This is a genomic window from Streptomyces sp. NPDC006733 (assembly GCF_040636125.1).
Lineage (GTDB): Bacteria > Actinomycetota > Actinomycetes > Streptomycetales > Streptomycetaceae > Actinacidiphila.
This window is the reverse complement of sequence record NZ_JBEYJD010000047.1, coordinates 24,890-44,359: the sequence shown is the minus strand read 5'-3', so window position 1 is coordinate 44,359 and position 19,470 is coordinate 24,890. Positions and strand designations below refer to the sequence as shown.

Here is a 19,470-nt window from a genome sequence, read left to right as displayed (position 1 = left end):
CGGCCATGGCACATGTGACAGCTCAGGCGACCATCGGCGACAGCGAATTCGACCGGGACACGGCGGTCGTGCCGCGTCCCGACGAGCCGGGCGTCTACGACGCCGACCTCTCGGCGGGCTGGACCATCATCCAGGCCGTCAACGGCGGCTACCTGCTCGGCGTGATCGGCCGGGCCCTCCAGCAGGCGCTGCCGCACCCCGACCCCTTCACCGTCACCGCCCACTACCTCACCGCGTCCCAGCCGGGCCCCGCGACGATCCGCACCGAGACCGTCCGCGCCGGGCGCACCCTCTCCACCGGCCAGGCGTCGCTCTTCCAGACCGACGCCGAGGGCCGCGAGGTCGAGCGGATGCGCGTCATGGCGGCCTACGGCGACCTCGACGCCCTGCCGGACGACGTGCGCACCACAGCCGACGTGCCGCCGATACCGCCCTACGAGGAGTGCTTCGGCGCCGACGCGGCGCCCGCGGGCAGCACCGCCATCGACGGCTCCACCGCCATCATCCAGCGCCTGGACCTGCGGCTCGACCCCGCCACCGCCGGCTGGGCGATCGGCGCCCCCTCCGGCAAGGGCGACATGCGCGGCTGGCTCGGCCTGGCCGACGGCCGCGACCACGACCCGCTCTCCCTGCTGCTCACGGTCGACGCGCTGCCGCCGACCGCCTTCGACCTCGGCATCAAGGGCTGGGTGCCGACCGTCGAGCTGACGGTGCACATCCGCTGCCGCCCCGCGCCGGGACCGCTGCGCGTCGCGATCACCACGCGCAACCTCGCCGGCGGCTTCCTGGAGGAGGACGCGCAGGTCTGGGACAGCGCGGACCGCCTGGTCGCGCAGTCCCGCCAGCTCGCCCGCGCCCTGCTGTCCTGACGGTGCCCGCGCGACCGTAGAATCGGCGTCATCATGGCCTACCTCGACCACGCCGCCACCACGCCGATGCTTCCGGAGGCGGTGCGGACGATGACCGCGCACCTGACGGTCACCGGCAACGCCTCCTCCCTGCACGCACCCGGGCGGCGCGCCCGCAGAACCGTCGAGGAGTCCCGGGAGTCGCTCGCCGAGGCACTCGGCGCCCGCCCCAGCGAGATCGTCTTCACCGCCGGCGGGACCGAGTCCGACAACCTCGCCGTCAAGGGCCTGTACTGGGCGCGCCGCGCCGAGGACCCGCGCCGGGTCCGGGTGCTGGCCAGCCCTGTCGAGCACCACGCCGTCCTGGACGCCGTCGACTGGCTCGTCGAGCACGAGGGCGCGCGCGTCGAGTGGCTGCCGGTCGACGCCTACGGGCGGGTGCACGCGGACACGCTGCGCGAGGCGCTGGAGCGCGACCCCGGGACGATCGCCCTGGCGACGGTGATGTGGGCCAACAACGAGGTCGGCACGATCATGCCGATCCACGAGCTGGCCGCGGTCGCCCGCGAGCACGGCGTCCCGCTGCACGCGGACGCGGTGCAGGCGTTCGGCCAGGTCGAGGTCGACTTCGCGGCCTCCGGCCTGGACGCCATGACCGTGACCGGCCACAAGGTCGGCGGCCCGTACGGCATCGGCGCGCTCGTGCTGCGCCGCGAGCACACGCCCGTCCCGCTGCTGCACGGCGGCGGCCAGGAGCGCAGCCGCTCCGGCACCCTGGACGTCCCCGCGATCGCCGCCTTCGCGACGGCCGGCGCGCTGGCCGCCGAGCGGCGCGAGCAGTTCGCCGACGAGGTCGGCGCGCTCCGCGACGACCTGGTGGCGAAGGTGCTCGCGGCCGTCCCGGAGGCCGTGCTGAACGGCGACCCGACGCGGGACGGCCGGCTGCCGGCCAACGCGCACTTCTCGTTCCCCGGCTGCGAGGGCGACTCGCTGCTCCTGCTGCTCGACGCCCAGGGCATCGCCTGCTCCACCGGCTCCGCCTGCACGGCGGGCGTCGCCCAGCCCAGCCACGTCCTCATCGCGATGGGCCAGCCCGCCGACCGCGCCCGCGGCTCCCTGCGCTTCTCGCTCGGCCACACCACGACGCGGTCCGAGATCGACACCCTGGCGGCGGCCATCGCCCCGGTGGTCGCCCGCGCCCGCAAGGCGGGCCTGAGCTAGACCGGCCGGTCGGGCGTCCCAGGGGCCGGGTGCGGCGCCGCCCGGTAACTCCGTCGAACACCGTCGGAGGCGCGTCGTACCCTGGAGGGGTTATGACTGACTCTCCCCGCGACGTTCGTCGCCTGCGCGTTCTGGCCGCCATGAGCGGCGGTGTCGACTCCGCGGTCGCCGCCGCCCGGGCCGTCGAGGCCGGACACGACGTGACCGGTGTCCATCTGGCCCTCTCGGCGAACCCGAAGTCCTTCAGGACCGGCGCCCGCGGCTGCTGCACGGTGGAGGACTCCCGTGACGCCCGGCGTGCGGCCGACGTCATCGGGATCCCGTTCTACGTGTGGGACCTCGCGGACCGCTTCCGCGAGGACGTCGTCGACGACTTCGTCGCGGAGTACGCGGCCGGCCGCACCCCCAACCCCTGCCTGCGCTGCAACGAGAAGATCAAGTTCGCGGCGCTGCTGGACAAGGCGATCGCGCTGGGCTTCGACGCGGTCTGCACCGGCCACTACGCGACCGTCGTGGTCAACGACGACGGCACCCGCGAGCTGCACCGCGCCTCGGACGCCGCCAAGGACCAGAGCTACGTGCTCGGCGTGCTCGACGAGCACCAGCTCGCGCACGCGATGTTCCCGCTCGGCGACACCCTCACCACCAAGGGCGAGATCCGCGCCGAGGCCGAGCGCCGCGACCTGGCCGTCGCGAAGAAGCCCGACAGCCACGACATCTGCTTCATCGCCGACGGCGACACCCAGGGCTTCCTCGCCAAGCACCTCGGCAGCGCCGAGGGCGAGATCCTGGACGAGGACGGCACCACCCTCGGCACCCACGGCGGAGCGTTCGGCTTCACCATCGGGCAGCGCAAGGGGCTGCGCATCGGCACCCCCGCCGACGACGGCAAGCCGCGCTACGTCCTGGACATCTCGCCGGTGAACAACACCGTCACCGTCGGCCCGGTCGAGGCGCTGGACGTCACCGCGCTCACCGCCATCAGGCCCCGCTGGTGCGGCACCCCGCCCACCGGCCGCGCCACGTACACCGCGCAGCTGCGCGCCCACGGCGAGGACGTGCCCGTCACCGCCGAGCTGGTCGACGCCGAGCTGCTGGTGGACTTCGACGGCGAGCCGGTCCGGGGCATCGCCCCGGGACAGGCCGTGGTGCTCTACGACGGCACCCGCGTCGTCGGCTCCGCGACCATCGCCACCACGCGGCGCGCCCGCGCGGGAGCCGCCTCGTAGGGTGGCGGGCATGAACATCTGCGTCTTCATGTCCGCCGCCGACCTCGACGAGCGCTACACCGTGCCGGCCCGCGAGTTCGCCGGGCTGATCGGCCGGGGCGGCCACACCCTGGTGTGGGGCGGCTCGGAGTCGGGCCTCATGAAGGTGGTCGCCGACGGCGTGCAGGAGGCGGGCGGCCGGCTGGTCGGCGTGTCCGTGGAGTTCCTGCACCATGTGGCGCGCGAGAACGCCGACGAGATGGTGATCGCCGCGGACCTCGCGGAGCGCAAGGCGCAGCTGCTGCTGCGGTCGGACGCGGTCGTGGTCATGGTCGGCGGCACGGGCACCCTGGACGAGGCGACGGAGATCCTGGAGCTGAAGAAGCACGGCCTGCACGCCAAGCCCGTCGTGCTGCTGAACGCGGCCGGGTTCTACGACGGCCTCAAACTGCAGTTCCAGCGGATGGACGCCGAAGGCTTCCTGCCGCTGCCCCTGAGCGACCTGGTCTTCTTCGCCGAGAACGGCGCCGAGGCCATGGCATACCTGGAGGAGAACGCGTGAGCACGCATCTGATCACCGGCGCCGGTTCCGGCATCGGCGCCGCCGTCGCGCAGCGGCTGCTGGACCGCGGCGACGAGGTGCTGCTGCTCGCGCGGGACGCCGGCCGGGCCAAGGAGCTGGCGGCGCGCTTCGAGGGCGCCCGCACCCTCGTCGGCGACCTGGCGGAGCCGGCGCGGCTGTCGTGGGCCTTCGCCCACCAGCCGATGCCGGACCGGCTCGACTCGCTGCTGCACATCGCAGGCGTCGTCGAGCTCGGCGGGATCGGCGAGCTGACCGCGAAGGTCTGGCAGCAGACCCTCGCCGTCAACCTGATCGCGCCGGCCGAGCTGACCCGGCTCCTCCTGCCGCAGCTGCGGATGTCCCAGGGCCACGTGGTCTTCGTGAACTCCGGCGCCGGGCTGAACGCGCACGCGAACTGGGGGGTGTACGCGGCGAGCAAGCACGGCCTGAAGGCGGTGGCGGACGCGCTGCGGCAGGAGGAGCACGGCAACGGCGTGCGGGTGACGAGCGTGTACCCCGGCCGCACCGCCACCCCGATGCAGGAGAAGGTGCACCACCAGGAGGGCACCGAGTACGACGCGTCCCGCTGGATCGACCCGCAGTCGGTGGCGACCGCGCTCCTGACGGCGATCGACCTGCCGCGCGACGCCGAGGTCAACGACCTGACGATCCGCCCCGGGCGCTGAACGCCTGGGCCCCGCGGGGTGGGAGTCGGCGGGCGGTGCGTCTCGTACGCTTCGTGCGTGAGTACGGATGCGAAGTTCACGCTGCCCGCCGGAGCCGCGACCGGCGTCGGGTCGATGCCCGGAGGCGACGCGCGCGAGGCCGCGCGGACCGCCACCGGGGCGGTGGAGGCGCTGCCGTTCCTGCCGGAGCTGCCCGCCAGGGGGCCCGGTGCGGACATGGTCGGGCGCTCGCTCGGGATGCTGGTCGACCTGTACGCCCGGGTCGAGCCGAGCGGCTGGCGCTTCGGCGACCGGCCGGGTCGGGACAGCCGGCGGGCCGTGGCCTGGCTGGGGGAGGACCTGGACGCCCTGGAGGAGTTCACCCAGGGGTACCGGGGCCCGCTGAAGGTGCAGGCCGTCGGGCCGTGGACGCTGTCCGCCTCGGTGGAGCGGCCGGGTGGTGAGGCCGCGCTCGGCGACCCCGGCGCCGTCCGGGACCTGGCCGACTCGCTCACCGAGGGGCTGCGGCTGCACCTGGCGGACCTGCGCCGCCGCGTGCCCGGCGGCGAGCCGGTGCTGCAGCTGGACGAACCGTCGCTGACGGCCGTGCTGCGCGGGCAGGTGCGGACGGCGAGCGGGTACCGGACCTACCGGGCCCCGGACCGCCAGGTCGTCGAGGACCTGCTCCGCGGGCTGGTGGAGGCCGTGGACGCACCGGTGGTGGTGCACTCGTGCGCCCCGGACGTCCCGTTCCGGCTGCTGCGCCGCGCCGGGGTCTCCGGGATCTCGTTCGACGTCGCGCTGCTGACGGAGAGTGACTGGGACGCGTTCGGCGAGGCGGTCGAGGGCGGCACCGCGCTGTTCGCCGGTGTCGTGCCCGGCACGGACACCGGATTGTCAGACCCTGCCGGTAGCGTGAGTGGTGTTCGGGCGCTGTGGCGCAGGCTGGGGCTGGATCCGGGGGCGTTGGGCACCGCCCTGGCCGTCACCCCCTCCTGCGGTCTGGCGGGGGCCTCGCCGGCCTACGCCCGTGCCGCGCTGGTGCACTGCGCCAAGGCCGCACGATCGCTCGTCGACAACCCTGAGTGAGGAAGGACAGGACCGCCGTGGACATTCCTGCCGAAGTGCGCGAGGAGCACGCTCAGTTGGCCGAGCAGGTCGAGGAGCACCGCTTCCGCTACTACGTCAATGACGCGCCGGTCGTCAGCGACGCCGAGTTCGATCGGCTGCTGCGGCGGCTGGAGGCGATCGAGGACGAGCACCCGGGGCTGCGCACCCCGGACTCGCCCACCCAGAAGGTGGCGGGGGCGTACCAGACGGACTTCACCTCGGTGGTGCACCGCGAGCGGCTGCTGTCGCTGGACAACGCGTTCGACGACGAGGAGCTGTCGTCCTGGGCGGACCGGGTCGCCGCCGAGCTGCAGGGGATCCCGTACCACTTCCTGTGCGAGCTGAAGGTGGACGGCCTCGCCGTCAACCTCACCTACGAGCAGGGCCGGCTGACCCGGGCCGCGACCCGCGGCGACGGCCGCACCGGCGAGGACATCACGCCCAACGTCCGCACCATCTCCGACATCCCGGACCGGCTCTCCGGGGACCGGATCCCGGAGCTCGTGGAGATCCGCGGCGAGGTGTACTTCCCCGGCGAGAAGTTCGAGGCGCTCAACGCGCGCCTGGTGGAGGCCGGCGACAAGCCGTTCGCCAACCCGCGCAACGCCGCGGCCGGCAGCCTGCGCCAGAAGGACCCCCGGATCACCGCGAGCCGGCCGCTGCACATGGTGGTGCACGGCATCGGCGCCCGCGAGGGCTTCGACATCGACTGCCAGTCGCACGCGTACGAACTGCTGCACGAATGGGGCCTGCCCACCGCGACGCACAACAAGGTCGTCGGCTCGCTCGACGAGGTGCGCGAGTTCATCGCCTACTTCGGCGAGCACCGGCACGACGCGGTGGAGCACGAGATCGACGGCGTCGTGGTCAAGGTGGACGAGATCCCGCTGCAGGGCCGGCTGGGGTCGACGTCCCGGGCGCCGCGCTGGGCGATCGCCTGGAAGTACGCGCCCGAGGAGGTCAACACCAAGCTCGTGGACATCCGGGTGGGCGTGGGCCGCACCGGCCGCGTCACGCCGTACGCGGTCGTCGAGCCGGTCACCGTCGCCGGCTCCGAGGTCGAGTTCGCGACCCTGCACAACCAGGAGGTCGTCAAGGCCAAGGGCGTCCTCATCGGCGACACGGTGGTGCTGCGCAAGGCCGGCGACGTCATCCCGGAGATCCTCGGCCCGGTCGTCGATCTGCGGGACGGCAGCGAGCGCCCGTTCGAGATGCCGTCGAAGTGCCCGGACTGCGGTACGGCGCTGCAGCCGATGAAGGAGGGGGACATCGACCTGCGGTGCCCCAACGCCCGCTACTGCCCGGCGCAGTTGCGCGAGCGGATCTTCTACCTGGTCGGCCGCAAGTGCCTGGACATCGAGAACTTCGGGTACGTGGCCTCCGCCGCGCTCACGCAGCCGCTGGAGCCCGCGGAGCCCCCGCTGCGCAACGAAGGCGACCTGTTCGATCTGAAGATCGAGGAGCTGCTGCCGATCCGGTCGTACGTCCTGGACCAGAACACCGGTCTGCCCAAGCGGGACCCGGAGACCGGCGAGGAGAAGATCGTCACCTTCTTCGCCAACCAGCAGGGCGAGCCGAAGAAGAACGCGCTGGCCATGCTGGAGAACATCGCCGCGGCCAAGGAGCGGCCGCTGGCGCGGATCCTGACCGGGCTGTCGATCCGGCACGTCGGCCCCGTCGCGGCCGAGGCGCTGGCCCGGGAGTTCCGCGACCTGGACCGCATCAAGGACGCCGAGGAGGCGGAGCTGGCGGCGGTGGACGGGGTCGGCGGGACCATCGCCGCGTCGGTCAAGCAGTGGTTCGCCGAGGAGTGGCACCTGGAGATCATCGAGAAGTGGCGCGCCGCCGGGGTGAAGTTCACCGAGGAGGGCTCGGACGAGGGCCCGCGCCCGCTCGAAGGCCTCACGGTCGTCGTGACCGGCACCCTCGCCGGCCACACGAGGGACGGCGCCAAGGAGGCGCTGACCTCGCTCGGGGCGAAGGTCGCCGGCTCCGTCTCCAAGAAGACGTCCTTCGTCGTGGTCGGCGACAACCCCGGATCGAAGTACGACAAGGCCGTCCAGTTGAAGGTTCCGGTGCTCGACGAGCCGGGCTTCGCGGTGCTGCTGACGGAGGGTCCGGAAGCGGCGCGGGAGGCCGCGGTCAACCCGGACGAGTAACCGGGCCCCAATCACCCGTTCGGCCTATATGCGCACGTTCCGGGTGCGCCGATCCCATTCGGGCAACCACCGTCGATCGGTGCCCGGGGCAGCCTTCTGCGGCCTACTGTTGAGAGGCGCGCTGGAAGGGCATGAACCTTCCAGCAACCTTTACGGGTTTCCGCCGTGGACACGGCGCGGAGGACCCAGGTGTCGCACCAGGTTGCGAGAGGGACGGGAATGGAACCGACGGAGGGCGCCGCACCGGCGCAGCGGCTGCGTTGGCCGGCCGCGCCGGTACTGCCCCCGGCGGTCTTACGCATCGCTGTGGTGGCCGTCGCGGGACTCGCGCTGGCGGCCGGCGTGGTCAGCGCCGTCCACGAGGGCCGGGCGCTCTTCCCCGGCGGCACGGTCGGCTGGGCGTTCGCCGTCCTGACCGGCATCATCGTCGGCCACCTCGTGGCGATGGGCCGCGACCGCTGGTGGGGCGGCACGGGCTCCGGCGCGGCCCTGACCCTGGCGATGCTGCTGCTCTACGGCTGGATGCCGTCGGTGCTGGTCAGCCTGGCCGTCGTGGTGCTGGTCGGCGCCGCGCGCCGACACCGCTGGCGACAGGCACTGCTGCACGGAGCCGTGGACATTCTGGGCGTCGGCACGGCCTCGCTGACCCTCGCCTGCTTCGGCGTGCACCCCTCCGTGGCCGCGCCCTGGCACCCCGACGACTGGGGTCTGGCGGCCGGTCCGGCCCTCGTCGTCACCGCTCTGGCCTATCTGACCGCGACCCGTGCGCTGCTCTGGTTCGCGGTCGCCCCGCGCGGCGGCGGGCTGCCGACGGTCGCCCGCACCGCCCTGATGCGCCAGGGCATGGTGGGCGTCGCCCTGCTGGGGCTCTCCCCGCTGATCCTGGTCGTCGGCTGCGACATGCCGGTCCTGCTGCCGCTCTTCTCCGTCCCGCTCATCGCCCTGGACTCGACGCTGTGGATCGCGCACGCCCGCGCCGAGGAGCAGTTGCGCGACCCGCTGACCGGGCTCCCCAACCGCCAGTGGCTGCTGGAACGGGCCTGGATCGCGCTGGACGACGCGGAACGCAAGGGCGAGCGCACCGCGCTGATCCTCATCGACCTGGACAAGTTCCGCTCGGTCAACGACACCCTCGGGCACCTGGCAGGCGACCGGCTGCTGCTCCAGGTCGCCGACCGGCTGCGGCTCGCGCTGCCGCGCGGCGCCGAGGCGGCCCGGCTGGGCGGCGACGAGTTCGCCGTCCTGCTGCCCTGCTGCGACTCCCCGACCCGCGCCCAGCGCATCGCCCGCGCCCTGGTGGCGGCCCTCGGCTCCCCGCTGAGCCTGGACGGGCTGACCCTGGTGCTGGAGGCCAGCGCCGGGGTCGCCGTCTTCCCGGACCACGCGGTCGACGCCGAAGGGCTGCTGCGCCGCGCCGACGTGGCGATGTACCAGGCCAAGCGGGACCGCAGCGGCGTCGAGGTCTACGAGGCCACCCGCGACGGCAACACCCCGGACCGACTCGGCCTGCTGGGCGACCTGCGCCGGGCGCTGGACACGGGCGACGTCGAGCTGCACTACCAGCCGAAGGTCTGCTTCGACGGGAAGATCGCCGGCCTGGAGGCGCTGGTGCGCTGGGAGCACCCGCAGCGCGGCCGGGTCAATCCCGAGGAGTTCATCGCCATGGCGGAGACCTCCGGGCTGATGCCCCAGCTGACGGAGTACGTGCTGGAGACAGCGCTCGGGCAGGTCGCCCGCTGGCGCAAGATGGGCCTGGACGTCCCGGTCGCGGTGAACGTCTCGCCCCGCGACGTGCACAGCCCCGGCTTCGCGGGCGCGGTCGCCGCGCGCCTGGCCCGGCACGGCGTGCCGCCCGGCTCCCTGCAGCTGGAGATAACCGAACACGTCCTGCTGGAGGACCCGCAGCGGGCCGCCGACACCATGGCCGGACTGACCGGGCACGGCGTGAAGATGTCGCTCGACGACTTCGGCACCGGCTACTCCTCCCTGGTCCACCTGCGCAAACTGCCGGTCAGCGAGCTGAAGATCGACCGCTCGTTCGTCGCCCGGCTGGTCCTCGACAACGAGGACGCCGAGATCGTCCGCTGCACCGTCGACCTCGCGCACTCCCTCGGGCTGCTCGTCGTCGCCGAGGGCGTGGAGGACGACGAGACCTGGGAGCGGCTGCGGGACCTGGGCTGCGACGCCGTCCAGGGCTGGCTGGTCGCCGCCGCGATGCCGCCCGAGGAGGCGACCGCCTGGCTGCGCGCCCGCGAGCACGGCTGGCGGCGCCCCAACGCGCTGGAGCGCGAGCCGGAACCGGAGCACGCGCCGGTGGCCGACGCGGACCAGCCGTCCGGGCAGGCCGTGACGTAGGACGGGCCGTGACGCCGGCAAGGCCGTGACGCGGGCAAGGCCGTGACGCGGGACGGGTCCGGCGGAGCCCGCCGGCCGCCACCGCCGGGCCGCGCCGACCGCGCGCGCCGGTAACCGTTTCGTCGCCAGGGGGTCCGCCCCCCTAGGATTGGGCGCGAAACCATCGAACTCACTCCCAGAGGATCGCTGCATGCCTGGCATCACACGCGAGGAGGTCGCCCACCTCGGCCGGCTGTCGCGTCTTGAGCTGAAGGACGAAGAGCTCGACCACTTCGCCGAGCAGCTCGACGTGATCATCGGCGCGGTCGCCCGCGTATCCGAGGTGGCCGGCGAGGACGTCCCCCCGACCTCCCACGCGCTGCCGCTGACCAATGTCATGCGCCCGGACGAGGTCCGGCCGTCGCTCACGGCGGCCGAGGCGCTCTCCGGCGCCCCGGCGCAGGAGCAGCAGCGCTTCAAGGTGCCGCAGATCCTGGGGGAGGACTAACCACCATGACCGACCTGACCAGGCTCACCGCGGCCGAGACCGCGGCAGCCATCGCCTCCGGCGAGACCTCCGCCGTCGACGTCGCCCAGGCCCACCTGGACCGCATCGGCGCCGTGGACGAGAAGGTGCACGCCTTCCTGCACGTCGACACCGAGGGTGCGCTCGGCGCCGCCCGCGCCGTCGACGAGCGGCGCGCCAAGGGCGAGAAGCTCGGCCCGCTGGCCGGCGTCCCGCTCGCGCTGAAGGACATCTTCACCACCAAGGGGATCCCGACCACCGTCGGCTCCAAGATCCTCGAAGGCTGGATCCCCCCGTACGACGCGACGGTGACCAAGCGCCTCAAGGACGCCGGCATCGTCATCCTCGGCAAGACCAACATGGACGAGTTCGCCATGGGGTCCTCCACCGAGAACAGCGCCTACGGCCCGACCGGCAACCCGTGGGACCTCACCAAGATCCCCGGCGGCTCCGGCGGGGGCTCGTCCGCGGCGCTCGCCAGCTACCAGGCGCCGCTCGCGATCGGCACCGACACCGGCGGCTCGATCCGCCAGCCCGCGGCCGTCACCGGCACGGTCGGTGTCAAGCCGACCTACGGCGGCGTCTCCCGCTACGGCATGGTCGCCTTCTCGTCCTCCCTCGACCAGGGCGGGCCCTGCGCCCGTACGGTCCTGGACGCGGCGCTGCTGCACGAGGCGATCGCCGGCTACGACCCGCTGGACTCGACGTCCATCGACGCGCCGGTCCCGTCCGTCGTCGAGGCGGCCCGCCACGGCAATGTGCGGGGCATGCGCGTCGGCGTCGTCAAGGAGTTCGGCGGCGAGGGCTACCAGGCCGGCGTCATGCAGCGCTTCAACGAGTCCGTGGAGCTGCTGCGCGAGCTGGGCGCCGAGATCGTGGAGATCTCCTGCCCCTCGTTCAAGCTGGCGCTGCCCGCGTACTACCTGATCGCGCCGTCCGAGGCCTCGTCCAACCTGGCCCGCTTCGACGCCATGCGCTACGGCCTGCGGGTCGGCGACGACGGCACGAGGTCGGCCGAGGAGGTCACCGCGCTCACCCGCGAGGCCGGCTTCGGCGACGAGGTCAAGCGCCGCATCATCCTCGGCACGTACGCGCTCAGCTCCGGCTACTACGACGCGTACTACGGCTCGGCGCAGAAGGTCCGCACGCTCATCTCGCGCGACTTCGAGGCCGCGTTCGGCACGGTGGACGTGCTGGTCTCGCCGACCACCCCGACCACCGCGTTCCCCATCGGCGAGCGCGTGGACGACCCCATGGCGATGTACCTCGCCGACCTGTGCACCATCCCGTCCAACCTGGCGGGCAACGCGGCGATGTCGATCCCGTGCGGCCTGGCCCCCGAGGACGGACTTCCGGTCGGGCTGCAGATCATCGCCCCGGCCATGGCCGACGACCGGCTCTACCGGGTCGGTGCCGCGGTCGAGGCCGCGCTCACCGGACGATGGGGCCACCCGCTGCTTGAGGAGGCACCCGCGCTGTGAGCACGTTGAAGAAGGCCAAGGGCTTCAAGAAGAGCAAGCTCGGCATGTACATCTCGATCGGCACCACGCTCTTCGGCGCCGTGAGCACCATCAAGCAGGCGCGCAACGCCAGGGGCGACAGCGACCGGCTCCTGCTGGCCGACGCCGTGATCAGCGCGGCCGCCATCGCCACCGGCCTGGCCCTGCTCGTCCGCGAGCTGCGCAGCCTCGCCGACGACGACGTCCTGGCGGACTGAGAGGTATTGGAATGACCGTCACGGACCTGGAGTCCTACGAGGACGCCCTGTCGGTGTACGACCCGGTGATGGGCCTTGAGGTCCACGTCGAGCTCGGCACCGAGACCAAGATGTTCTGCGGCTGCTCGACCACCCTCGGCGCCGAGCCCAACTCCCAGACGTGCCCGACCTGCCTGGGCCTGCCCGGCTCGCTCCCGGTCGTCAACGCGATCGGCATCGAGTCGGCCATCAAGATCGGTCTCGCGCTGAACTGCGAGATCGCGACCTGGTGCCGCTTCGCGCGGAAGAACTACTTCTACCCGGACATGCCGAAGAACTTCCAGACCTCGCAGTACGACGAGCCGATCGCCTTCAACGGCTATCTGGACGTCGCGCTGGAGGACGGCGAGACCTTCCGGGTCGAGATCGAGCGCGCCCACATGGAGGAGGACACCGGCAAGTCCCTCCACGTCGGCGGCGCGACGGGCCGTATCCACGGCGCCTCGCACTCGCTGCTCGACTACAACCGGGCCGGCATCCCGCTCATCGAGATCGTCACCAAGCCGATCGAGGGCGCGGGCGCGCGCGCTCCCGAGGTCGCCAAGGCGTACGTCGCCGAGCTCCGCGAGCTGATCAAGGCGCTGGGCGTGTCCGAGGCGCGTATGGAGCAGGGCCAGATGCGCTGCGACGTGAACCTGTCGCTGCGCCCGCACGGCCGCAAGGAGTTCGGCACCCGCTCGGAGACGAAGAACGTCAACTCGCTCCGTTCGGTCGAGCGCGCGGCGCGCTACGAGATCATGCGGCACGCGGCGGTGCTCAACTCCGGCGGCACGATCGTGCAGGAGACCCGGCACTTCCACGAGGAGGACGGCTCCACGACGGCCGGCCGCATCAAGGACAACGCGGAGGACTACCGGTACTTCCCGGAGCCCGACCTCGTCCCGATCGCCCCGGCCCGCGAGTGGGTCGAGGAACTGCGGGCCGCCCTTCCGGAGCTGCCGCGGGTCCGCCGCGACCGGCTCAAGAGCGAGTGGGGCATCTCCGACCACGAGATGCAGTCGGTGCTCAACGCGGGCGCGATCGACCTGATCACCGCGACGATCGACGAGGGCGCCCCGGCCGACCAGGCCCGCAAGTGGTGGATGGGCGAGCTGGCCCGCGCCTCCAACGAGACGGGCAAGGAGCTGGCCGACCTCGGTGTCACACCGGCGCAGGTCGCCCGGGTGACGGCGCTGGTCGCCGAGGGCTCGCTCAACGACAAGCTGGCCCGCCAGGTCCTCGAGGGCGTCCTCGCGGGCGAGGGCGGTCCGGACGAGGTCGTGGAGAAGCGCGGTCTGAAGGTCGTCTCCGACGAGGGCGCGCTGGGCGCGGCCGTGGACGAGGCGATCGCGGCCAACGCCGCCGTCGCCGACAAGATCCGCGGCGGCAACCTCGCGGCGGCCGGCGCCCTGATCGGCGCGGTCATGAAGCTGACCCGCGGCCAGGCCGACGCCAAGCGCGTCCGGGAGCTGGTGCTGGAGAAGCTGGGCGTGCAGGGCTGACCGCAGGGTCGGGTGCTGAGCGCACGGTGCAGGGCGGTCCCGTCAGGGGCCGCCCTTTTCCGTTGCGGGTGCACGGGAGTTCCCGTGAGAGTTCCCGTTGTGAGGAAGCGCACGAAACCACCAAAGGATCATTTTTCGCTGCAAGAGTGGACGGCTGTACCCGAAGTGTTCTTTGAGGGCCATTCCCTGAAAGATCCACCTGAGATGCCCAGGGAAGCAGGCAATGGCCGCACTCGCCCGGTGGTGTCTCCGCCGTCGCCTCATCGTCGTCCTGCTGTGGCTCACCGCCCTCGCCGGCCTCACCGCCGGTGCCGCCCTCGCCGGCTCCGCGTACTCGAACGACTACGAGATACCCGGCACCGAGTCCGGCCGCGCGGTCACCCTGCTGCAGCAGGCGTTCCCGCACCAGGCGGGTGACTCGGACACGGTCGTCTGGCACACGGAGGGCAAGGGCAGCGTCCGCGCCGACGGCGTCGAGCAGCGGATGACCAGGACCCTCGACGCGATCGCGAAGCTCCCGGGCGTCGCCTCCGTGACCAACCCGTACACCGCCGACGGCGCCGGCCACGTCAGCGCCGACAGCCGGACCGCCTACGCCGACGTCACCTTCGACAGCGCCGCCGACGACCTTCCCGCCGGGCAGGCCGCGGCCGTCGTGGACACCGCGAAGGCCGCCGGGGGCGACGGGCTGCAGGTCGAGCTCGGCGGCATCGCCGTCGCGGCCACCGAGGGCGACAGCTCCCACCTCAGCGAGGTGATCGGGGTCGGCGTCGCCGCCGTCGTGCTCTTCCTGGCCTTCGGCTCCTTCGCCGCCATGTGCCTGCCGATCGCGACCGCGCTGATGGGCGTCGGCACCGCCTACCTGGGCATCGAGCTGCTCGGCCACGTGATGACCGTGGCCGACTTCGCGCCGATGCTCGGGCTGCTCATCGGCCTCGGCGTGGGCATCGACTACGCGCTGTTCATCGTCACCCGGCACCGCAGAGGCCTCAAGCGGGGCCTGCCGGTGCGCGAGGCGGCCGAGCAGGCCGTCACCACGACCGGCCGCGCGGTGGTCTTCGCGGGCGGCACGGTCTGCGTGGCGCTGCTCGGCATGCTCATCCTGCGGCTCAGCTTCCTCAACGGCGTCGCCGTCGCGGCGGCGCTCACCGTCGTGCTGACGGTGGCCGCCTCCATCACGCTGCTGCCGGCCCTGCTGTCGATGATCGGCATGAAGGCGCTCAGCCGCCGGGAGCGGCGGCACCTGACCGAGCACGGCCCGCAGCCCGAGACGCCCACCGGGCTCGCCGCCCGCTGGTCCGCCTTCGTCGAACGCCATCCCAAGCTGCTCGGCAGCCTGGCCGCCGCCGTCATGCTCGTCCTGGCGCTGCCCACGCTCTCGCTGCACCTCGGCACCTCGGACCAGGGCAACAACCCGGCCGCCAGCACCACCCGGCAGGCCTACGACCTGCTCGCGGACGGTTTCGGGCCCGGCACCAACGGGCCGCTGACCCTGGTCGCCGAGGTCCGGGGCGCCGACGCCCGGCTGGCCTTGGACGAGCTGCCGCAGACCCTGCGCGCCACCCCGGGCGTCGCCTCGGTGACCCCGGCGACCGTCAGCGGCGACACCGGCGTGATCACCGTCGTGCCGGACACGGCGCCGCAGTCCCGGGACACCTCCGAGCTGGTGGACCGGCTGCGCGGCGACGTGCTGCCGCAGGCCGAGGACGGCACCTCGCTGCAGGTGTACGTGGGCGGCCCGACCGCGAGCTACGACGACTTCGCGTCCGTCATCGTCGGCAAGCTGCCGCTGTTCGTCGGGGTCGTCATCGGCCTGGGCTGCCTGCTGCTGCTCCTGGCGTTCCGGTCGATCGGCATCCCGCTGAAGGCGGCGGCGATGAACGTGGCCGCGGTCGCTTCGTCCTTCGGGATCGTCGTGGCGATCTTCCAGTGGGGCTGGGGGAGCGAGTACCTGGGCCTGGGGGCGGCAGGCCCGATCGAGCCGTTCCTTCCGGTGATCATGGTCTCGGTGCTCTTCGGGCTCTCCATGGACTACCAGGTCTTCCTGGTGAGCCGGATGTACGAGGAGTGGCTGGAGACCCGGGACAACCGGCGGGCGGTACGGGTCGGGCTCGCGGAGACCAGCCGGGTGATCAACTCGGCCGCGGTCATCATGATCGCGGTCTTCCTGGCCTTCGTGCTCAGCGGCGACCGCGTCATCGCGATGTTCGGCATCGGCCTCGCGGCGGCCGTCGCGCTGGACGCGTTCGTCCTGCGCACCTTGCTGGTGCCCGCGCTGATGCACCTGCTCGGCGGCGCGAACTGGTGGCTGCCGGGGTGGCTGGACCGCCGGCTGCCCAGGATCAGCATCGAACCGCCGGCCGGACCGGCCGTGCCCGCCGTCCGGCTGCCCGGACCCCGGGCAGCCGAACGGAGCCCGTCCGTCAGCGCCTGAGGGTCGGGTCTCCCAGGGCGAGGATCGGCTCGCTCTCGCAGGACAGGGACTTGTCCAGGTCCACGTCGTACTCGATGCGCAGGCGCAGCGCTCCGGTCACCGGGAGGTTCAGCGTCTCCGGGTGGCCGACGCTGACGGTCTTGACGGCCAGCTGCGTGCCGTCGGCGAAGAAGGTCACCTTCGCCTGGTGGTTCTTGGAGTCGTCGGCGATGCCGACCACCACCGTCAGGGTCTTCCAGGACCGGTCCAGGTTGTACTCGGTGAACGCCGTCGAGCACTCGTTCTTGACCAGCGCGTCCGCGTACGGCTTGGTGTTGATGGTCACCGGCTTCGCGGTGAACGCCTCCGGCCCGTCCACCGGGCCCATGGCGGAGAGCGCCGCGTGGTCCCCCTCGGTGATCGAGGTCGGCTTGCCCGACCCCGAGTCCGAGCTGGACGGTTCCGCGGACGCCGGGTCGTCGGACGGCGAGGCCGTCGTCGGGTCAGGCGACGTCGCGGGCGACGAGCTGCTCTGCTGCCGCACGGAGGAGCTGCTCTTCGGGTCGGCCGCGTTGTCCTTCTTGTCGTCGCCCATGAACTTGACGGCGACCAGCGCCCCGGCCGCCATCAGGACGACCGCGAGGACCGCCGCCAGGATCAGCGGGGCCTTCCTGCCGCGCTTGCGCGGCAGCGGGGTCGCCGACGTCGCGGGACCGGTGCCCTGGCCGGGGCCGTCCGGCGGCCGGGGCTGCTCGTGGAACACGGCCGCCGGCGCCTGGGACTGCGGCTGCGACGGCGGCGGGAACTGCGCCTGCGACACGGGCTGGGAGTGCGGGTGCGGTGCGTCCGGCTCCGTGTGCGGGTGCGCCTGGGCCCCCAGCACCACCGTGGGCCTGGTGTCCGTCACCGGGTCACCGGCCGGCGGCGCCGGGACGTACGCGGGCGGTGGCGTGTGCGCCGGGGGCGCCTGGAACGGCGCCGCGACGGGCGCCGGCCGGTCGGGCAGCGGCGGGACGACCGGGGCCGGGGCGTGGGCGGGCGGTGGCGGGGTCGCGTCCGCGACCGGCACCGCGGCCTTGGGCCCCGAGGTCCGCGGAGTGCGCGTCGTCGAGATCACCGCCGGGCGCAGCTCGCGGACCCACGCGGAGAGCGACTCCGGCCGGTTCGCCGGGTCCGTGGCGAAGATCGCCGCGATCCGGGCGGCCCGCTCCGGCTCCAGTCCTTCCAGCTCGGGCAGCGCCAGCAGCGACTCCCGGATCTGCTCCGGCATGGTGGCCGGCGACTCCCCGCTGAGCAGGAAGTACGCGAGGGCGCCGAACGCGTAGCGGTCGGTGGCCGAGCTGCGCTTGCCGTCGAAGACCTCCGGCGCGGCGAACCCGGGGGTGAACCAGACCTCGGCCGTCTGGTGGTCCGCGGTCAGCTTGCTCAGCCCGAAGTCGACCAGGGTGGCCTGGCCGTTGGCGTCGATCATGACGTTGCCGGGTGAGAGGTCGCCGTGCACGACCGAGCGGCCGGAGGGGGTGGCCGAGCCCGTGTGCAGCCAGTCCAGGACATCGGCGAGCTGCTCCAGGCAGCGCACCGCCTCACGGCGTTCCGCGGGGGTGTCCAGGGCGCGCTCGGCGCGCCAGTCGCGCAGGTCGAGGCCCTCCACGTGGTTCATGACCAGGTACAGGGCACGGCCCACCGCATCCGGCGCGGCCTCTCCCTTGCGGTGCGCGGACGGGCCCTCGAAGTGCTCGCGGATGCCGACCACGCCGAGGCGGTTGACGAAGCGCAACAGCTCCGCCTGCTCACGCCACTTGGAGCTGATCCGGTCGAACTGCTCCTGCGACAGGGTCGTCTTCGAATCGAGCACCTTGACGACGACGGGTTCGGTGCCACCGCCGAGTTCGATCTCGGCGAGGTAGAGCACGGCCTCGCCTCCGCGCCCGATGGATCGCAGCAGGCGGTAACGGTCGGGTGCGCCGTCAGGGCCGATGTACAGACCGGTGTCCACGTGGTGTTTCTTCCTCCCCCTCGAACCCTGGAGTCCCGCGGATATCAGCGCGGCCAGGGGGAGTTCAGGTTGCCGCTCCCGGCTCGGGCGGGTCAAGCGCAGTTGCCGGGCCGTAACAGAGAGATGGCACGCTGTGGACTCTCAGGCTCCTCTCAGAAACGGAACCTACGGTTTCGTCCCATGGACACCACCAAGACCGACGCACCGGACAAGACCCCCACCGACCGGGAGACGGAGACCCCGGACGTACCCGCGCAGGTCGTGGCCGACCCGGAGACCCGGGACGAGGACGGCTTCGAGGACGACGGAACGGAAGGGGACGGCCCCGACGGGGGGCCGGCCCGGAACCGGGCGGCGACCGGGGTCGCGGCCGCCGCGGGATCGGTCGTCGCGGTCGGACTCGGCCTGTCGTCGCTCACCGGCACCTGGATCGGCGACCTCATGCAGGACCGTGAGCAGCTGATCGGCAACATCAAGTCCTCCGGCGGCACCCCGCACGCCCAGCTCGCCGCCGCGTACGGCACCCCGTGGCACACCGTCGCCCTCTTCAACGGCATCTTCGCCGTGGTCGCGATCCTGGTCGCGGCCGCCGTCCTGTTCCGTCCCGGCCGGCCCGCGACGGCCGGGAACCACTGGAGCCAGCCGCTCGCCTGGGGCGGCCTCATCCTCGGCGTGCTCGGCCTGCTGATCGCCGGCGTGATGTGGTTCGACGTCTTCACGGACCTGCCGCTGCTCCCGGCCACGTCGGCGTCCTGATCCGGGGCCGCTACGTCAGTACTACGCCAGTACTTCCTGCCGCCCGCCGCGGACTAAGGCCCCCCGCGCCCGCCCGGCACCGGTCCTAAGGACCCCGGACCGCCGGAGTTCGGGCAGCTGCCCGATGTGGCGCACCCCCCTGGGAGACGAAGCTTGTCGCAGAAGGAACAAGCAGCCAACCCACGGGGAGCACACCATGTACGAGCTCGAACTGCACCGGGTCCGCGCCACCGAACTCCAGCGCCAGGCCCGGCAGGCGGACCAGGCCCGCGCCCTCGTCGCGGTGCGCCGCGACGAGCGCCGGGCGCGGCGCGCGGCACGCCGCGAGGGGCGGGTGAGCACGGACACCGTCCGGGTGGCCGCGGATACCGGCCGGGTGGGCCGGGCACTGCGCGGCGTACGGCACCACGCGGCGTCCTAGGTGATAACCGTTAC

General features: G+C 72.7%; 16 protein-coding genes. 15 read left to right on the top strand and 1 reads right to left on the bottom strand.

Features of this window, described 5'->3' with window-relative positions; all coding sequences use genetic code 11:
* Positions 1-5: 5 nt before the first annotated feature.
* The 13 genes from ABZ721_RS32645 (at position 6) to ABZ721_RS32585 (ending at position 16,304) form a co-directional block, all read left to right on the top strand.
* The gene (locus tag ABZ721_RS32645) at positions 6-869 is read left to right on the top strand and encodes a thioesterase family protein (protein WP_358792387.1); all 864 of its coding nucleotides are present in this window, start codon (positions 6-8) and stop codon (positions 867-869) included.
* A 33-nt stretch (positions 870-902) separates the two neighbouring features.
* Positions 903-2,069, top strand: coding sequence for a cysteine desulfurase family protein (locus ABZ721_RS32640; protein WP_358792386.1), 1,167 nt, complete (start codon positions 903-905; stop codon positions 2,067-2,069).
* Positions 2,070-2,161: 92 nt separating this feature from the next.
* Complete coding sequence (mnmA, locus tag ABZ721_RS32635; RefSeq protein ID WP_358792385.1) at positions 2,162-3,298, top strand: tRNA 2-thiouridine(34) synthase MnmA; 1,137 nt, start codon at positions 2,162-2,164, stop codon at positions 3,296-3,298.
* Between the two features lie 10 nt (positions 3,299-3,308).
* Positions 3,309-3,839, top strand: coding sequence for a TIGR00730 family Rossman fold protein (locus ABZ721_RS32630; protein WP_358792384.1), 531 nt, complete (start codon positions 3,309-3,311; stop codon positions 3,837-3,839).
* Entirely contained in the window at positions 3,836-4,525 is a 690-nt protein-coding gene (locus ABZ721_RS32625) for an SDR family oxidoreductase (protein ID WP_358792383.1), read from the top strand. Before ABZ721_RS32630 ends, ABZ721_RS32625 begins: the two co-directional genes overlap by 4 nt.
* A gap of 57 nt (positions 4,526-4,582) precedes the next feature.
* Entirely contained in the window at positions 4,583-5,593 is a 1,011-nt protein-coding gene (locus tag ABZ721_RS32620; protein WP_358792382.1) for a methionine synthase, read from the top strand.
* A gap of 17 nt (positions 5,594-5,610) precedes the next feature.
* The gene (gene ligA, locus ABZ721_RS32615; protein WP_358792381.1) at positions 5,611-7,773 is read left to right on the top strand and encodes an NAD-dependent DNA ligase LigA; all 2,163 of its coding nucleotides are present in this window, start codon (positions 5,611-5,613) and stop codon (positions 7,771-7,773) included.
* Between the two features lie 219 nt (positions 7,774-7,992).
* Positions 7,993-10,128 (top strand): bifunctional diguanylate cyclase/phosphodiesterase, encoded by a 2,136-nt coding sequence (locus ABZ721_RS32610; RefSeq protein WP_358792380.1) that lies wholly within the window; start codon positions 7,993-7,995, stop codon positions 10,126-10,128.
* A 190-nt stretch (positions 10,129-10,318) separates the two neighbouring features.
* Positions 10,319-10,615, top strand: a complete 297-nt coding sequence (gene gatC / locus ABZ721_RS32605; protein WP_138354932.1) for an Asp-tRNA(Asn)/Glu-tRNA(Gln) amidotransferase subunit GatC — start codon at positions 10,319-10,321, stop codon at positions 10,613-10,615.
* Positions 10,616-10,620: 5 nt separating this feature from the next.
* On the top strand, positions 10,621-12,114 hold the full coding sequence (gatA, locus tag ABZ721_RS32600) for an Asp-tRNA(Asn)/Glu-tRNA(Gln) amidotransferase subunit GatA (protein ID WP_358792379.1): 1,494 nt from the start codon (positions 10,621-10,623) through the stop codon (positions 12,112-12,114).
* A 44-nt stretch (positions 12,115-12,158) separates the two neighbouring features.
* Positions 12,159-12,350: a hypothetical protein gene (locus ABZ721_RS32595; RefSeq protein WP_358792402.1), complete on the top strand. Its 192-nt coding sequence runs from the start codon at positions 12,159-12,161 to the stop codon at positions 12,348-12,350.
* 11 nt (positions 12,351-12,361) lie between these two features.
* Positions 12,362-13,870: an Asp-tRNA(Asn)/Glu-tRNA(Gln) amidotransferase subunit GatB gene (gene gatB, locus ABZ721_RS32590; RefSeq protein WP_358792378.1), complete on the top strand. Its 1,509-nt coding sequence runs from the start codon at positions 12,362-12,364 to the stop codon at positions 13,868-13,870.
* A gap of 223 nt (positions 13,871-14,093) precedes the next feature.
* Positions 14,094-16,304 (top strand): MMPL family transporter, encoded by a 2,211-nt coding sequence (locus ABZ721_RS32585; protein WP_358792377.1) that lies wholly within the window; start codon positions 14,094-14,096, stop codon positions 16,302-16,304.
* On the opposite strand, the gene ABZ721_RS32580 is transcribed toward ABZ721_RS32585, so the two are convergent.
* Positions 16,294-18,279, bottom strand: a complete 1,986-nt coding sequence (locus ABZ721_RS32580; protein ID WP_358792376.1) for a protein kinase — start codon at positions 18,277-18,279, stop codon at positions 16,294-16,296. The two genes, ABZ721_RS32585 and ABZ721_RS32580, sit on opposite strands and share 11 nt — an antisense overlap.
* 180 nt (positions 18,280-18,459) lie before the next feature.
* Between ABZ721_RS32580 and ABZ721_RS32575 the strand changes: the two genes are divergently transcribed.
* Both ABZ721_RS32575 and ABZ721_RS32570 read left to right on the top strand, forming a co-directional pair.
* Entirely contained in the window at positions 18,460-19,035 is a 576-nt protein-coding gene (locus ABZ721_RS32575) for a hypothetical protein (RefSeq protein ID WP_358792375.1), read from the top strand.
* 196 nt (positions 19,036-19,231) lie between these two features.
* Positions 19,232-19,456, top strand: a complete 225-nt coding sequence (locus ABZ721_RS32570) for a hypothetical protein (protein ID WP_358792374.1) — start codon at positions 19,232-19,234, stop codon at positions 19,454-19,456.
* Positions 19,457-19,470: the final 14 nt, after the last annotated feature.

Coding starts and splice junctions, on each gene's coding strand:
- ABZ721_RS32585 (WP_358792377.1), top strand. CDS start 14,094: ATGGCCGCACTCGCCCGGTGGTGTCTCCGCCGTCGCCTCATCGTCGTC.
- ABZ721_RS32645 (WP_358792387.1), top strand. CDS start 6: ATGGCACATGTGACAGCTCAGGCGACCATCGGCGACAGCGAATTCGAC.
- mnmA (WP_358792385.1), top strand. CDS start 2,162: ATGACTGACTCTCCCCGCGACGTTCGTCGCCTGCGCGTTCTGGCCGCC.
- gatB (WP_358792378.1), top strand. CDS start 12,362: ATGACCGTCACGGACCTGGAGTCCTACGAGGACGCCCTGTCGGTGTAC.
- ABZ721_RS32630 (WP_358792384.1), top strand. CDS start 3,309: ATGAACATCTGCGTCTTCATGTCCGCCGCCGACCTCGACGAGCGCTAC.
- ABZ721_RS32640 (WP_358792386.1), top strand. CDS start 903: ATGGCCTACCTCGACCACGCCGCCACCACGCCGATGCTTCCGGAGGCG.
- gatC (WP_138354932.1), top strand. CDS start 10,319: ATGCCTGGCATCACACGCGAGGAGGTCGCCCACCTCGGCCGGCTGTCG.
- ABZ721_RS32610 (WP_358792380.1), top strand. CDS start 7,993: ATGGAACCGACGGAGGGCGCCGCACCGGCGCAGCGGCTGCGTTGGCCG.
- ABZ721_RS32595 (WP_358792402.1), top strand. CDS start 12,159: ATGTACATCTCGATCGGCACCACGCTCTTCGGCGCCGTGAGCACCATC.
- ABZ721_RS32570 (WP_358792374.1), top strand. CDS start 19,232: ATGTACGAGCTCGAACTGCACCGGGTCCGCGCCACCGAACTCCAGCGC.
- ABZ721_RS32575 (WP_358792375.1), top strand. CDS start 18,460: ATGGACACCACCAAGACCGACGCACCGGACAAGACCCCCACCGACCGG.
- gatA (WP_358792379.1), top strand. CDS start 10,621: ATGACCGACCTGACCAGGCTCACCGCGGCCGAGACCGCGGCAGCCATC.